A 13910-nucleotide genomic window follows, 5' to 3' on the forward strand; every position below is an offset into this window, starting at 1 on the left:
TGTGTTTTTGCCCAAATTGGCGAGCTCGTCGGCTGTTTGTGGGGGGCAAAGCCCTCCCCCCCCCCCCCCCCCCCCCACGACCGCCTCGCCAAGAACCCGCTCACTCCCCCACGGCGTCCACCGGGAAATCGAGCACGCATTCACCGACACCGACTTCGGCTGGCCAGTCGAGTTTGAGGGCGCGGTCGACGCGGTCGCCGGCGTCCACCGGGACGGCGTGCGCGGCCAGTCCCATGGCACGGGCGACGAGGTAGAGCGTCTGCTGCAACGCGCCGACATGCGCCAGCGTCGTGGCGTACGCGCCACCGCCGAGCACGGACGCCATCCGCGGCATCCGCGCGGTGACGGTGATGAGCGCCGAGGGCCGCCGGTGGTTGCCGCCGCCGATCATCGCTATGTCGAGCATCTCGTCGAGAACGGCCACGTCGTCGTTGACCAGGGTGAGCCGATGGTCGAGCGGATCGTAGTGGTAGATCCCGCGGTCCAGCCCCGAACAGCGGTTCACCGACACGTACAGCTCGAGTTCGTACAGGCAGGCGACGCTGAAGTACGGCCGCTGCGAGGCACTGTGCGCGGGCCCGTTCGGAAGATGCGCGGGCCCGATCGACCGGATCCGCGCGCCGCGGAACAGGAACTCGCCGATCTGCTCGGCCGACAGCACGCTTTCGGTGAATTCCGGGCAGCTGTGGTCGTTCTCCAGCAACGCCGTCAGCGTCGGGTCGGTCTCGGCGCGGTCGGCGAGATCCGGCCGGAACAGCGAATAGCTCGGGCCTTCACCGGTGGGTGCCTTGATCACCGGCGGATTCCCGAGACCGGCGAGGTCGGCCGGGCCGCCGGGCCGCCAGGTCCGGCTCGTGGTGTGGAACGCCAGCTCGTCCGGGGACCACACGCCCAGTTCGGGATCGTCGTCCTCGGCGAACCTGCCGTTCTCCTTAGCGGCCTGGACGACGCCCGCGGCGACCAGATAGGACACGATCGCGCCGACCACGCCGCGATCGATCCCGGTCGTGGTCACGATCTCCCCGACCGACTTCGCCGTCGCGAGGGTCGCCGCGACGTGCACCGCCCACGGCTGGGACAGCACGACCCGATAGCGCGCGGACGGCGATTCCAGCCCCATCCCGTCGGCGTCGGAACGCAGGGAACTGAAGCGGGACAACCGGATCGGGCGCGTGGCGGGGATCTCCACCGGTGCGAACACCGGGGCGAGCACGACCGGGATCACCGACAGCAGCGGGCCGCGGCCGTCGGCGAGCCCGAGCGAGCGCACCACGGAACCGCCGAGTTCCTTGAGCACCTGCCGCAGCGCGTCGGCGCCCTCGGCCGTCCAGCTCAGTTCGCCTTCGAGATCGGGCTCACGTTCGACGGGTTCCCACGAAGACGTCACGTTCGCCAGCGAAACCGGCCCCAAAGCCATGCGCCGCAACGATTCCAGCACCAGCGGCTCCGCGTTCGGGAATTCGTGCTCGCCCCAGCGCGTGACGACCACCAGTGAACCGTCCTCACTGATTTCGACAAGGCTGTCGTCGGTGAGCGACCACAGGGGGATCGTTTCGGCCACGCCGCCGGGGGGATCTGTCGTCAACTGTTGCTCCAGCTTGCTCTACAAGAACATGGGGAAGGGATTCAGCCGCTCGTAGGGAGTCGGCTCGGCGAGCCTGCCCAGGCGCACCGGCACGTCGAACAGCCGTCCGGGAGCGAAGCGGCTCCAGAACGGACGCAGCCCCGGAACGACCACCCGGACCACCGGGAGGTCGATGTCGGGCCTCGTCTGGTCCAGCACCAGCGTCTCCATTCCCAGTACGGAAAGCCTGCGTACCAAGCACTCCACGTCGTCACGGACGTCGGGACGCCGGACGAACTTGAAGTCCGCGGCCCGTTTCGCCGACCGGCCGGGTGCCGGCAGCAGATACGGCTGGTTCGCGACCGTGGCGTACCGGAGCCACCGCGCCGCGTCGGGATCGTCGAGTTCGACGTCGTTCGCGAGCACCGCCGGGATCATCTGGTTGAGCTCGCTGACCGCCCGCCGCAGCGCCGTCCTGGGATCCAGGTGGGCGCCGAAGCCCATCATGACGTTTTCGCGCGGCCCGACGATACTCCTGGAAAGCGCGACCATCACCGGGACACCGAGGTCCGCCGTCAGGTCGAGGACCCACAGTTCCCGGCCGGCCCGCGCGTACTGGCCGACCATCTCCTCGGCCCACGGGTCGTCGAACGACGCGATGTCCACGCCGGGAACGGGAAGCCGGTTGTACCACCACAGCGCGACGGCGTCGCGTTCGACGAGTTCGAGCAGTCCCTGCAGGATCGCGTCCTCGATGCTGCTCCCGGCCGCGCAACCGTTGGAGTCCGCGCGCATCCCGGTGAGCCCGCACTCCCACGGCACCCCGTAGTAGAGGTACGCGGTCGGCATCAGCATCCGGCGCTGCCGCGAAAGCGACCACAGCGGCGTCCAGTCGATGGCGGCTTCGGCGTCGAACCGCTCCGGGACGTACTGGAAGGTGGCGTGCGCGGAGTTCCACTCGACGCGGCCTTCGTATTGGCGCTCGTCGAAGAGCATGCACGAGTTCGGGTGGACGGCGTCCTCGCCGAGCGCGCTGAAGGTGTCGCGGATCCGCAGTTCGTCGCCCTGGTAGTTCGCCGAGAACCGCTCGATCGCCTCGCACAGCGCGCCGACCTCGGCGTCGATCGGGCTCGCGCCCTTGCCGCCGTTCTCCCCGCGCAACCCGGCCTGCAACCCCGCCTCACCGCGCACGCGGCGCGCGACGTTCCCCCCGGAGTGGTACGCGTTCACGAACGCCGGTGCTCGCGGGTCGCGGGAGATCTCCTTGACGATCCCGGTGACCGGGCTGACCAGGTGGCCGTAGCGGTCGAGCACCTCCACCGGGGTGAGGGTCCGGTGCCCGCCACCGCCCGACGTCGCCTTCTTGGCCTCCCGCAGCACCACCGGCTCGGCCGTCCGCGCGGCGACGATCCCTTCGTCACCGCATTCGGGGCACTGGGGACGGCGCCGCAGTTCGTGCAGGCGCCCCTGCAGGTCGAGGGTGTCCAGGATCCACACGGCCTGCTGCCCCGGGTAGCGGTGTCCCGCCAGCCATTTGGACGCTTCGAGCGAGATCAGGTGCGACGCGGCCGCGGTCAGCGGCGGCACGGCGGGCATCGGGAACGAGGCCGGGCCGTCGTGCCCGAGGACCTCCTGCACGCAGGCCTCGGCGTGCCGGTGCCCCCACAACCGGTTCGTCAGACAGTGCCAGCAGCCGGACCGGCCGGGCTGCACGATCGGGCCGATCCACACCTGCGAACCCGAAGGCCGGGCCAGCAGCCAAGGCCGCCCGGTACGCCGGTGCTCGGCGTCGATCTCCGCCAGGCGCGGGTCGAGGTAGTCGTCGCACAGCACGATGGCCAGCTCGGACGCCGTGCCGACCACTTCGATCCCGCTCGCGGCCAGACCTCTCGCCACCTGCGAGGTGTCGACGCCACCGCCGACAGCGGTCAGGCTCGCCGTCGCCGGCTTCTGACGGCCGGCCACCGCGGAGGCGTCGAGACCGCACGCGTCCCAGTACGCGAGCGCGCGTTCGTCCCCGCTGATCTCGTCCGGGACGTGGACGGTGACCAGGCCGGCCTCGACCAGCCTGGCCAGCACTCCGGTGACCTGTTCGGCGCTCATCCCGTCCGGGCGGGCGGCCAGGAGACCGTCGAGGTCACGGGTGCCGTCGAGCAGGGCCGCCACCGACGCGACCTGCGCGCCGCGTATCGCGATGACCCCTTGTTCCGAGAACAGATAGGCACCGGTCCCCTCGCGGATCTCCGCGCGCAGATGCCGTTTGAACCCCAAGCCACCGCTGATCGAGCCGGACGTGGACGATGCCTCGCGCATGTAGACCCCCAGTAGGTCGGTTCGATTCTCGAATCCTGCTCGGCGGGCTCCGCCCCGGCCAGTGCGCGATTCACGCGTCGGACATGAAAAACCCACGTTCTTGCGGGACGCACACACGCGACAGCTGGTGGACGGCTCACTGGCCCGCGCCGTGCCGCTCTGCCACTGTCGAAGTACTGGGAATCAGGTCTCGACGCGTATCGAGCTGGAGGGCGCTTGCGATGTACACCGGATCACGAGTAGCGGACACGCACCACGGCTCGGCACCCAACCCGATTCCGGTCCCGCCCGCAAGCCCCGTCCGTTTCACCCTCCTCGGCCCGCTCGAACTCGTGCGGGACGGGTTCGACTACGCGCCGACGACACCGAAGCTGCTCCAGGTGCTCGGCATGCTGGTGATGAGCCCGGGGAAGATCGTGCCCATCGACACGATCGTGCGGGAACTGTGGGCCGACGACCCGCCGCGCAGCGTCCGCACCACCATGCACACCTACGTCTACCAGCTGCGCAAGTGCATCGAGGAGAACGAGCTCGCCCCGTATGGTGAGACCATGCTGGCGACGAAACCGCCGGGGTACGTGTTCCGGATCGCCCCCGAGCAGGTGGACGTCTTCGAGTTCCAGGAGCTGCAGCAGAAGGGCCGCGAGCTGCGACTGCGCGGCGAGCACACCGAAGCGGCGAAAGCCTTCCGCTCCGCGCTCGCGTTGTGGTCGGGTCCGCCGCTCGCGAACGTCCACTGTGGACCGGTGTTGTCCGCGTACTCGATCGACCTCGTCGAACAGCGGCGCAGCACCCTGCATCTGCGGATCGAGGCGGATATCGCGGCCGGGATGCGGCACGAACTGATCGGCGAACTACGTTCCCTGGTCGCCGCGAACCCGCTCGACGAGGCACTGCACGGGCAGCTGATCCGCGTGCTGGGCCGCAGCGGGCGGCGCTCCGACGCGCTCGCCACGTACCGTCAGATGCGAACCCGCCTCAACTACGAACTGGGCGTCGAACCCTGTGACGAACTGCAGGTACTGCACCACGGCCTGCTTTCCGAGGGTGAACCCGCGTGAACACCATTCCCCGCCACGGAAACGAAAGTGAGGATCGACGGATGAGCATTCGTACCTATGGTCAGTTCTGCGGTCTGGCCAGGGCGCTGGAGATCATCGGCGAACGCTGGTCGCTGCTGATCGTCCGCGACCTCGTCCTCGGCCCGAAGCGGTTCACCGAGCTGCAGGCCGGCCTGCCCAAGATCCCGCCGAGCACGCTGTCCGCGCGGCTCAACGAACTCGAGCAGTCCGGGGTGCTCCGCCGCCGCCTGCTCCCCCAGCTCGACGCCGCGGTCGTCTACGAACTCACCGAGTACGGCAGCGAACTCGACCAGATCGTGCTGGACCTCGGCCTCTGGGGCGCGCGGTCGCTCGGGCAGCCGTCCCCCGAGGACGTCTTCACGATGGACTCGGCGATCCTCTCGCTGTACACGACCTTCCGGAGCGAAAAGGCCAAGGGCGTCCAGGTCACCTACGAACTGCGCTACCCGGGCGAGATGCTCCTGCACGCGATCGTCGAGGACGGCGCGCTCAAGGTCGCGGAGGGCGCGCACCCCGGCGCCGACGCGGTCATCGAACCGCTGGGCCCGTTCATCAAGGACCTGCTGACCGGGGACCTCACCGCCGCCGACGCGACCCGAACCGGCAAGATCCGCCTCGAAGGCGCCTTCGAATACCTCGAACTTTTCGCGGAACTGTTCCATATTCCCGCGGCTCCGAAAGTGACGGAAGGAATCGTCGTCCGTTGAGCCATCCGGCGTAATACCGCAGGTCGGATCAGCAATCCGGAGTAACGGAAAACTACGGATCGCGAGCTATCGTCAAGGTCCGTCACCGGTCGGTCTTTCGTCATAGGAGCCCTTCATGGCCACACTGGATTCGCGTCGTCCGGGTCTGCTCGCCTCGCTCAACGGGAAATACCACCGCGCGGCGCTCCTCGCCTTCGCGGTGGTCGTGGTGGCCCACTGGGCGGAACACCTGGTGCAGGCGTTCCAGATCTACGCGCTCGGCTGGAAGACCGCGGACGCCCGGGGCGTGCTGGGGATCCCCTTCCCGGCACTGATCAGCTCCGAATGGCTGCACTACGGGTACGCCATCGTGATGCTGGTCGCGCTGTTCGCCCTGCGCAAAGGTTTCGCCGGCCGTTCGCGGCAGTGGTGGAACCTGGCGCTCGGGTTGCAGTTCTGGCACCACATCGAGCACCTGCTCCTGCTGATCCAGGCGCAGACCGGCTGGCGGCTCGGCGGCGGCACCGCGCCGAGCAGCATCATCCAGCTGTTCATCCCGCGCGTGGAACTGCACCTGTTCTACAACACGATCGTCACCATCCCGATGATCATCGCGATGATCGTGCACCAGAAGGCTCCCGCCGCCGAGCGGGAGCTGACCGGGTGCACGTGCTCGCCCGAAAGCCGGCGCGAGCTGGCGACCGCGGCGTCGTGACCAGGAGGCTCTTCGCGCTACTGGCGTTGCTGGCGGCGTGTTTCGGGGTCGCGGTGCTCACCGCGGCCCCGGCCTCGGCCCACGTCGAACTCCTGTCCTCGAACCCCGCCGACGGCGCCCGGCTCACCTCGGCCCCCGCCCGGGTCTCGCTCACCCTGTCGGAGAACATCGGCATCCAGCCGAACTCGATCAAGGTCGTCGACCAGCAAGGCACCGACGTGGTGTCCGGTCCGGTGTTCCAGCCGGGCGACGTCGCCGAAGAGGTCGCCGTCGAAATCGAACCCGACCTTCCGGACGGCAGCTATCTCGTCGAGTACGCCTTCGTCTCGACCGATTCGCATCCCGTGCGCGGCACGATCGCCTTCGTGATCGGCACCGGCCCCCTGATCACGTCGGCGGGCGCGGTGTCCGCCTCCACCGGGACCGATCCGGTGACCGACGCGCTGTTCACCACCTTCCGCTGGGGCTCCTTCGGCGGTGTCGCGTTGCTCGGCGGGCTGGTGTTCATCCTGGTCTGCCGCCCGGAGGGCCGCACCGATCCGTCGGCGCGGAAGCTGATCACCGCGGGTCTGTGGCTCTCGGGGGTCACGGCCGTGGCCGGGTTCCTGCTGCAAGGTCCGTACGTCGCGGGCCGCGGGGTGGGCGCGATCTTCGATCCGGCGCTGATCGAGGCGACCCTGCGGGTGGCGTACGGGAAACTCCTGCTCCTGCGCCTGGCCGCGATCGTCGCGCTCGCCGTGATCGTGCGACGGCTGCTCGCGGGTGACCTGCCGGATCGGCTGCGCTCGCGTTACGAGAACCTCGGCATCGCCGCCGGATTCATCGTGATGCTGAGCTTCTCCGCGACCGGGCACGCGGTGGCCGACAAGATCATGTTCCTCTCGGTCGGCGCCGACCTGGCGCATTTCGGCGCGATGGCCGTCTGGGTCGGCGGGCTGATCCAGCTGGCCGTGCTCCTGCGCGGCAGGTACCCGGCGTCCGAGGCCGAGCCGGCGCTGGCGCGGTTCCACCCGATCGCCACCCGGTCGATCGTGATCATGGTGGTCAGCGGCGCCTACCTGGGCTTCCGGCTCGTGCCGTCGGTGGAGGCGCTCTGGACGTCCGCGTACGGCATCGTCTTCCTGCTGAAGCTGACCGGGTTCGCCGCGTTGCTGCTGGTGGCGAACCTGAGCCGCAACGCCGTGCGGCGCGGGCTCTCCGGACGCGGCGGTACCGGCGTGGTGACCGCCGACCTGCGGAAACTGCGGATCAGCGTCGGGATCGAGGTACTGATCGTGGCCGTGGTGCTCGCGCTGGCCGCGGCGCTGTCCTCGATGTCCCCGACCGGCTGATCACCGCTCGATCTCCGCGTCCGGCGGGGTGAACGGCCCCCAGGTGAAGGCCCGGAGCCACGGCTCGGGATCGCCCAGCCAGTCCATGGCGGCGATCTGGGCCGGGCTCCGGCGCCCGGCGAGCGACCGGTACAGGTCCACGGGCGCGCCCGTGAGCACAGCGGCGACCGGCTCGGTGCCGGCGATCCAGGTCGCGCCCTCGGTCTCGATCCGCATCCCGGGTAGTCCGTGCCTGCCCAGCGAGTCGCCGAGGCCGCGGACGAGCACTTCGAATCCCCGCAGCCAAGCGGCGTGCGCCCCGGGCGGCGGAACGCCGAGCGCGTACCGGAGATCGAGTTCGTGAGTGAAGGCGTCCATCACCATGATGTCGCCGCGGCCCTTCCCGTCGCCGTCGGCGGCGAGGAGGGTGTCGGCTTCGGGACCGCGTTCGAGCCAGAGCTTCAGCACTTCGGCGGCCGACGCCGTCTCCGGCACCGGGCAGGACTCGCCACCGAACCGGGTGATCACCCGATCGCAGATCTCGGCCAGATGCGCGATCAGCTCGCGTGCGGTCCACTGTGGACAAGCCGGGACGGACCGCTCGGCGGCGCCGGCGTGATCGGCGACCAAGATCGCGAAGTTCTCTCTGACCTGCCGATACCCTTCGGCCGCTGTCGCCGTATTCCAGCCAGGGACTCGAATTCGGCTGCTCGTCACGCGGCCACCTCCAGTAGGGGTAAGCGATGGTCGTCCATTCTCCCACCGCTTCGGAGCTTCACCCTTCTTCCCGATTGCGCGTACCGTTCAAAGCAAAGACCACCCACCCGTGGCGCGTGTCGCCGAGGCTTCAGGCACACTGGTCGGTGAAAGCCCCGTGTGGCAAGAGAAAGCGCCCAATGGCGACACATCGACCACTGTGGAGGTGACCAATGGAGATGCCCGGCTTCGATCTGGCGTGGCGTGGTTTCAATCGCGCTCAGGTCCGGGAATTCGTTCGCGAGGTGGAAGCCGAACTACGACGGGTGGAAGCGGAACGCGATGAAGCCCTCCGCCGCGGAGACACGCTCGCCGCCGAGCTCACCGCCGCGCGAGAGGACAATCGCGAATTGAGGGCGACGGTCGACCGGATCAGCCGGGTGCCGATCGCGCCGGACGCGTTGCAGGAGCGCTCGCGCCGGATGCTCGAACTCACCCGTGAAGAAGCCGAAGACATCACCGCGCGCGCCGCCGAAGAGGCCACCAAGGCCGAGGCGGAACGGAAGCGGATCGCCGAAGACTTCGAGCGCGCCATGACGCTGCGCCGCGCGGAGGCGATGCGCGCGCTCGCCGCACAGGACGAAGCCGCGCAGGCCCGGGCGCGAAAACTGCTCGACGACGCCACCCAAGAGAGCGAGCGCCTGGTCGCCGAAGCGCGACAGAAGGCCGACGTGGCCCTCCGCCTGCGCGATGACGTGATGAAACAGCTGGTCGGCTGCCGCGAACTGCTCACCGAGGCCGGCTCGGCACTGGCCGTGCCCGACTCACCGGAACCGGAAGTGCCCGTTCAGCGCCGGAGCAGGCCCGAAGCCCGCACCGGCACCGAAGCGGCCGCGACCTAGCCCGGACCCCGCCCCACCGCCACCCTCAACGGACAGGCTCCGCCTGACTGGTCGAATCACACACCCGACGAAAACACGACCGGCCGGATCTCCATCGCGTTGATGTGCGCGTCCGGGATCTGGCCCGCGATCTCGATCGCGCGCTCCTTGCTGTCGCATTCGACCAGGTAGAAGCCGGCCAGGTACTCCTTCGACTCCGCGAACGGGCCGTCGGTGACCACCGGGACACCGTCACGCACCCGCACCACCGTGCTCTCCTTCGGCTCCCCCAGCGCCTGCGTCCCCAGCAGCTCGCCACTCTCGGTGAGCTTTTTCATGAAAGGGTCGATGCGGGCGACCACCTCGTTGCGCTCCTCCTCGGGGAGGGCGTCCCAGGCGGTGGGGTTCATCGTGATCATGATCATGTACTTCATCGGTGTTCCTCCTGGTCGTCCGGCCGGTGCCCGGCCACTCACGCAGGAGTCGGAGCCGCCGGATCGTCCTCGACATCCTGGCACCCGGAAATTCCGCTTCCCCGGGCACATACGTGGGGAGGGTATAGTGGCCGGTGACAGGGAACGACGAGAGAACGGGTGCGGAATGACGGGCTACGGCACCGAGCGGGAGGCCTATCTCAAGCGCCTGCGCCGGATCGAAGGGCAGATCCGCGGCTTGCAGCGGATGGTCGAGGAGGACAAGTACTGCATCGACATCCTGACGCAGGTGTCCGCGGCCACGAAGGCGCTGCAGTCGTTCTCCCTCGAACTCCTGGACGAGCACCTCGCCACCTGCGTGGTCCACGCCGCCGCCGCGGGTGGTGAAGAGGCCGACCTCAAGGTCCGGGAGGCGTCCGACGCCATCGCCCGGCTGGTCCGGTCCTGATCAGGCGTTTCCGCGGAACCGGCGTAGCCGCAGGCTGTTGGTGACGACGAACACCGAGGAGAACGCCATCGCGGCCCCCGCGATCATGGGGTTGAGCAGGCCGAGCGCGGCCAGCGGCAGCGCGGCGACGTTGTAGGCGAACGCCCAGAACAGGTTGCCCTTGATCGTGCCGAGCGTGCGGCGCGAAAGCCGGATGGCGTCCGCGGCGGCGCGCAGGTCTCCGCGGACCAGGGTCAGATCACCGGCCTCGATCGCGGCGTCCGTCCCGGTCCCCATCGAGAGACCGAGATCGGCCTGCGCGAGCGCGGCCGCGTCGTTGACGCCGTCGCCGACCATGGCGACCACGCGGCCTTCGGCTTGCAGCCGCTTGACGACGTCGACCTTGTCGGCGGGCAGGACCTCCGCGACCACCTCGTCGATCCCCACTTCGGCGGCGACGGCCTTCGCGGAACCGGTGTTGTCGCCGGTCAGCAGGACCGGGCGGAGTCCGAGCGCTTTCAGTTCCGCCACGGCCTTGGCCGAAGTCGGCTTGACCGTGTCGGCGACGACGACCACACCGCGTGTCTCGCCGCCCCAGGCGACGACGACCGCGGTGGCGCCACGGTCCTCAGCGGCCGTCTTGACCTGGGAATACTCGTCGCCGACAGCGATGCCGTGCTGTTCGAGGAGAGCGGGCCGCCCGGCCAGTACGGTCTTGCCTTCGACGTCGCCGAGCACGCCCAGGCCCTCGACGCTGCGGAACCCGTCGACCGGCGGCAGCTCGCCCAGCCGCTCTTCGGCGGCCGCGACGACCGCGCGGGCGATCGGATGCTCGGAAGCGTGCTCGACCGCCGCGGCCAGGCGCAGGACTTCGGTCTCGGCTGCCTTGTTTTCATCAGGACCGATTTTGGCGGCATCCTCATAAGGGGCACCGAAGAGATCGGTGAGGCTCATCTTCCCCGCGGTCACCGTGCCGGTCTTGTCCAGCACGACGGTGTCGACGGCGCGAGTGGACTCGAGCACCTCAGGACCCTTGATGAGGATGCCCAACTGCGCGCCGCGGCCAGTGCCGACCAGCAGCGCCGTCGGCGTAGCCAGCCCGAGCGCGCACGGGCAGGCGATGATGAGGACCGCGACGGCGGCGGTGAAGGCGGCATCGGCTCCGCTGCCGGCTCCGAGCCAGAAGCCGAGCGTGCCGACAGCGAGCGCGATCACCACCGGGACGAATACGGCCGACACCCGGTCGGCGAGCCGCTGGACCCGGGCCTTGCCGTTCTGCGCGTCCTCGACCAGCCGCGCCATCTGCGCGAGCTGGGTGTCGGCGCCGATCCGGGTGGCGCGGACGACGAGCCGTCCACCGGCGTTGACCGTCCCGCCGACGACGATGTCCCCGGCGCTGACCTCCACTGGGACCGCTTCCCCCGTCAGCATGCTCAGGTCGACGGCCGATGCCCCATCGGTCACGACACCGTCGGTGGCGATCTTCTCCCCTGGCCGCACGACGAACTCGTCGCCCGTCTTCAGCGCGCCGATCGGGACCCGGCTCTCTGTGCCGTCTTTGAGGATCGCGACATCCTTCGCGCCGAGTTCGAGCAGCGCCCGCAGCGCGGCGCCGGAGCGGCGCTTGGACCTGGCTTCGAAGTACCGGCCCGCGAGGAGGAAGGTGGTCACCCCGGCGGCGACTTCGAAGTAGAGGTTGCCCGCGCCGGACCCGCGCTGCATCGTCAGCTCGAAGCCGTGCCGCATACCGGGCACCCCGGCGGTGCCGAACAGCAGGGCGTACAGCGACCAGAGCGTGGCTGCGACGACGCCGAGTGAAATCAGGGTGTCCATGGTGGCGGCGCCATGGCGGAGGTTCGTCCAGGCCGGTCGGTGGAACGGCCACGCGCCCCAGGTGACGACCGGCGCGGCCAGTGCCAGCGAGACCCACTGCCAGTAGGTGAACTGCCAGGCCGGGACCATCGCCAGCACGATCACCGGCACGGCGAGCACGGCCGAAACGACGAGACGCGTACGAAGCGCGCCAGTCTGGTCTTCGTCTTCGTCGGGTTTGGGCGGCTGGGCCGTGTAGCCGGCGGACTCGACGACACCGACGAGGTCTTCGACCGAGAGCGCGGCGGGGAAGTCGACCTGCGCCTTCTCGGTGGCGTAGTTGACCGTGGCGGAGACGCCGTCGACCTTGTTCAGTTTGCGTTCGACCCGCGCGGCGCAGGACGCGCAGGTCATCCCGCCGATGGCCAGCTCGACCCGCTGGGATGTCGCGGCGCTCACGGCGTACCTCCCGGGTGGCCCTCATGATGGCCTTCGTGCACGCTGGTCGGCGCCGGTGCCGGCGTCTCCTCCAGCGGCCCGACGGCGGAACCGATCGCCCAGGCGACGGCGAACACCGCGACCAGGGCCGCGGCGAACGCCGACACCTTGACGGCGGTGCTCACGAGACGAGCTGGTAACCGGCCTCGGTGACGGCCGCGTCGACGGCTTGGACGTCCAGCGGCGCGTCGCTGGTGACGGTGACCTTGCCGCTGGCGACGTCCACGTTCACGGCGCTGACGCCCGCGATCCCGCTGATTTCCTCGGTGACGGAGGAGGCGCAGTGCCCGCAGGACATGCCCTTGACGGTGTAGGTGGCTTCGGCCATCGGTACGAACTCCTCTACAGGACAGGTGGAGCGATCACTTCCTTTATACCCCGTGGGGGTAGTGGTTTGCACAGAGGGTGCGGGCACACTGCGGAAATGAGGAAGATCTCCGCCATCGGCATCGGCGCCGGCGACCCGGAACACCTGACCGTCCAGGCCGTCCGGCGGCTGAACGAGACCGATGTGTTCTTCGTCCTCGACAAGGGTTCGGAGAAGCAGGACCTGACGGCGCTGCGCCAGGAGATCCTCGACCGGTTCGTCGAACGGCCCGGCTACCGCGTCGTCCGGGCGCCGGACCCAGAACGCGACCGTACTCCGGACGACTACCGGAAGGCCGTCGCCGACTGGCACCGGCTCCGGACCGACGTCTACGAAAGCATGATCGCTTCCCTGGGTCCCGACGAGCGGGGCGCGTTCCTCGTATGGGGAGACCCCGCGCTCTACGACTCGACCCTGACGTTGCTGGACGCCGTACTGGCCAGGGGGAACGTCGAGTTCGAGTACGACGTCATCCCAGGCGTCAGCAGTGTGGCCGCCCTGACGTCCCGGCACCGGACCACGATGAACCAGATCGGCCGCCCGGTCCTGGTCACGACCGGCCGCCGTCTCGAGGCCGGCTGGCCCGCGGACGTCGACGACGTCTTCGTGATGCTGGACGCGAACTGCACCTTTTCGCAGTTCGTCGACACGGGCCTGGAGATCTACTGGGGCGCATACCTCGGAACCCCCGATGAACTCCTGCTGTCCGGTCCCCTGTCCGCCGACCTGGCCGCGGAAATCCGCACCGTCCGCGCCTCCGCCCGGTCCCGAAAGGGCTGGATCATGGACATCTACCACCTACGCCGCCCCGCCCCCTCCCGCATTTAGTCCTCTAAATGCGGGAGCCCCGCCCCACCCTCACGTGCCTGAATCCGTATCTCGCGTGCCTGAACCCGGAACTCGTGTGTTCCGGGTTCAGGCACGCGTGTGACGGGTTCAGGCACGGGTGTGACGGGTTTCGGGTATGAAAAAGGGTCCAGGCCCCGGGAGAACTCGTGGTTCTCGACCGGGGCCTGGACCTTTTATCAATGTTAGTCCGGCGGTGTCCTACTCTCCCACAACCCTTCGGTTGCAGTACCATCGGCGCTGTCAGGCTTAGCTTCCGGGTTCGGAATGGGACCGGGC

At 69.1% G+C, this 13910-nt stretch carries 14 protein-coding genes and 1 rRNA gene; 7 read left to right on the forward strand and 8 right to left on the reverse strand.

Features of this window, described 5'->3' with window-relative positions; all coding sequences use genetic code 11:
• Positions 1-100: 100 nt before the first annotated feature.
• Together AC069H_RS12105 and AC069H_RS12110 are read right to left on the reverse strand one after the other, a co-directional pair.
• Positions 101-1561, reverse strand: a complete 1461-nt coding sequence (locus AC069H_RS12105) for a SagB/ThcOx family dehydrogenase (protein WP_478232283.1) — start codon at positions 1559-1561, stop codon at positions 101-103.
• Positions 1562-1603: 42 nt separating this feature from the next.
• Positions 1604-3877 carry a TOMM precursor leader peptide-binding protein gene (locus AC069H_RS12110; RefSeq protein WP_478232262.1) on the reverse strand — a complete coding sequence of 758 codons (2274 nt, stop codon included), beginning with the start codon at positions 3875-3877 and terminating at the stop codon, positions 1604-1606.
• Between the two features lie 221 nt (positions 3878-4098).
• Between AC069H_RS12110 and AC069H_RS12115 the strand changes: the two genes are divergently transcribed.
• The 4 genes from AC069H_RS12115 to AC069H_RS12130 all read left to right on the forward strand — a co-directional run bounded on the left by AC069H_RS12115 (position 4099) and on the right by AC069H_RS12130 (position 7691).
• The gene (locus AC069H_RS12115; RefSeq protein WP_478232263.1) at positions 4099-4938 is read left to right on the forward strand and encodes an AfsR/SARP family transcriptional regulator; all 840 of its coding nucleotides are present in this window, start codon (positions 4099-4101) and stop codon (positions 4936-4938) included.
• A 41-nt stretch (positions 4939-4979) separates the two neighbouring features.
• Positions 4980-5666 (forward strand): winged helix-turn-helix transcriptional regulator, encoded by a 687-nt coding sequence (locus tag AC069H_RS12120; RefSeq protein WP_465422210.1) that lies wholly within the window; start codon positions 4980-4982, stop codon positions 5664-5666.
• Positions 5667-5781: 115 nt separating this feature from the next.
• Positions 5782-6360, forward strand: a complete 579-nt coding sequence (locus AC069H_RS12125) for a hypothetical protein (protein WP_478232264.1) — start codon at positions 5782-5784, stop codon at positions 6358-6360.
• The gene (locus AC069H_RS12130; protein ID WP_478232265.1) at positions 6357-7691 is read left to right on the forward strand and encodes a copper resistance CopC/CopD family protein; all 1335 of its coding nucleotides are present in this window, start codon (positions 6357-6359) and stop codon (positions 7689-7691) included. Before AC069H_RS12125 ends, AC069H_RS12130 begins: the two co-directional genes overlap by 4 nt.
• On the opposite strand, the gene AC069H_RS12135 is transcribed toward AC069H_RS12130, so the two are convergent.
• A complete protein-coding gene (locus AC069H_RS12135) occupies positions 7692-8387 on the reverse strand; it encodes a maleylpyruvate isomerase family mycothiol-dependent enzyme (RefSeq protein ID WP_478232266.1) in 696 nt (231 codons plus the stop codon).
• A 218-nt stretch (positions 8388-8605) separates the two neighbouring features.
• On the opposite strand from AC069H_RS12135, the gene AC069H_RS12140 reads away from it, so the two are divergent.
• On the forward strand, positions 8606-9268 hold the full coding sequence (locus tag AC069H_RS12140) for a M protein (protein ID WP_478229168.1): 663 nt from the start codon (positions 8606-8608) through the stop codon (positions 9266-9268).
• A gap of 56 nt (positions 9269-9324) precedes the next feature.
• On the opposite strand, the gene AC069H_RS12145 is transcribed toward AC069H_RS12140, so the two are convergent.
• Positions 9325-9681: a YciI family protein gene (locus tag AC069H_RS12145; RefSeq protein WP_478232267.1), complete on the reverse strand. Its 357-nt coding sequence runs from the start codon at positions 9679-9681 to the stop codon at positions 9325-9327.
• A 166-nt stretch (positions 9682-9847) separates the two neighbouring features.
• On the opposite strand from AC069H_RS12145, the gene AC069H_RS12150 reads away from it, so the two are divergent.
• Positions 9848-10129, forward strand: coding sequence for a metal-sensitive transcriptional regulator (locus AC069H_RS12150; protein ID WP_007034631.1), 282 nt, complete (start codon positions 9848-9850; stop codon positions 10127-10129).
• On the opposite strand, the gene AC069H_RS12155 is transcribed toward AC069H_RS12150, so the two are convergent.
• The 3 genes from AC069H_RS12155 to AC069H_RS12165 are packed head-to-tail and all read right to left on the reverse strand — an operon-like array spanning position 10130 to position 12746.
• Positions 10130-12334, reverse strand: coding sequence for a heavy metal translocating P-type ATPase (locus tag AC069H_RS12155; protein WP_478232284.1), 2205 nt, complete (start codon positions 12332-12334; stop codon positions 10130-10132).
• Between the two features lie 41 nt (positions 12335-12375).
• Complete coding sequence (locus AC069H_RS12160; protein ID WP_340684149.1) at positions 12376-12543, reverse strand: hypothetical protein; 168 nt, start codon at positions 12541-12543, stop codon at positions 12376-12378.
• On the reverse strand, positions 12540-12746 hold the full coding sequence (locus AC069H_RS12165; protein ID WP_478229165.1) for a heavy-metal-associated domain-containing protein: 207 nt from the start codon (positions 12744-12746) through the stop codon (positions 12540-12542). The genes AC069H_RS12160 and AC069H_RS12165 overlap by 4 nt, the downstream gene beginning before the upstream one ends.
• Positions 12747-12842: 96 nt before the next feature.
• Here AC069H_RS12165 and cobF point away from each other — a divergent pair, with 96 nt between their 5' ends.
• Positions 12843-13613 carry a precorrin-6A synthase (deacetylating) gene (gene cobF / locus AC069H_RS12170; RefSeq protein WP_478232268.1) on the forward strand — a complete coding sequence of 257 codons (771 nt, stop codon included), beginning with the start codon at positions 12843-12845 and terminating at the stop codon, positions 13611-13613.
• 206 nt (positions 13614-13819) lie between these two features.
• Here the strand turns inward: cobF and rrf are convergent.
• Positions 13820-13910 (reverse strand): 5S ribosomal RNA (gene rrf, locus AC069H_RS12175); the annotation flags it as partial.

It is taken from the genome of Amycolatopsis sp. NPDC043887 (genome assembly GCF_056435665.1).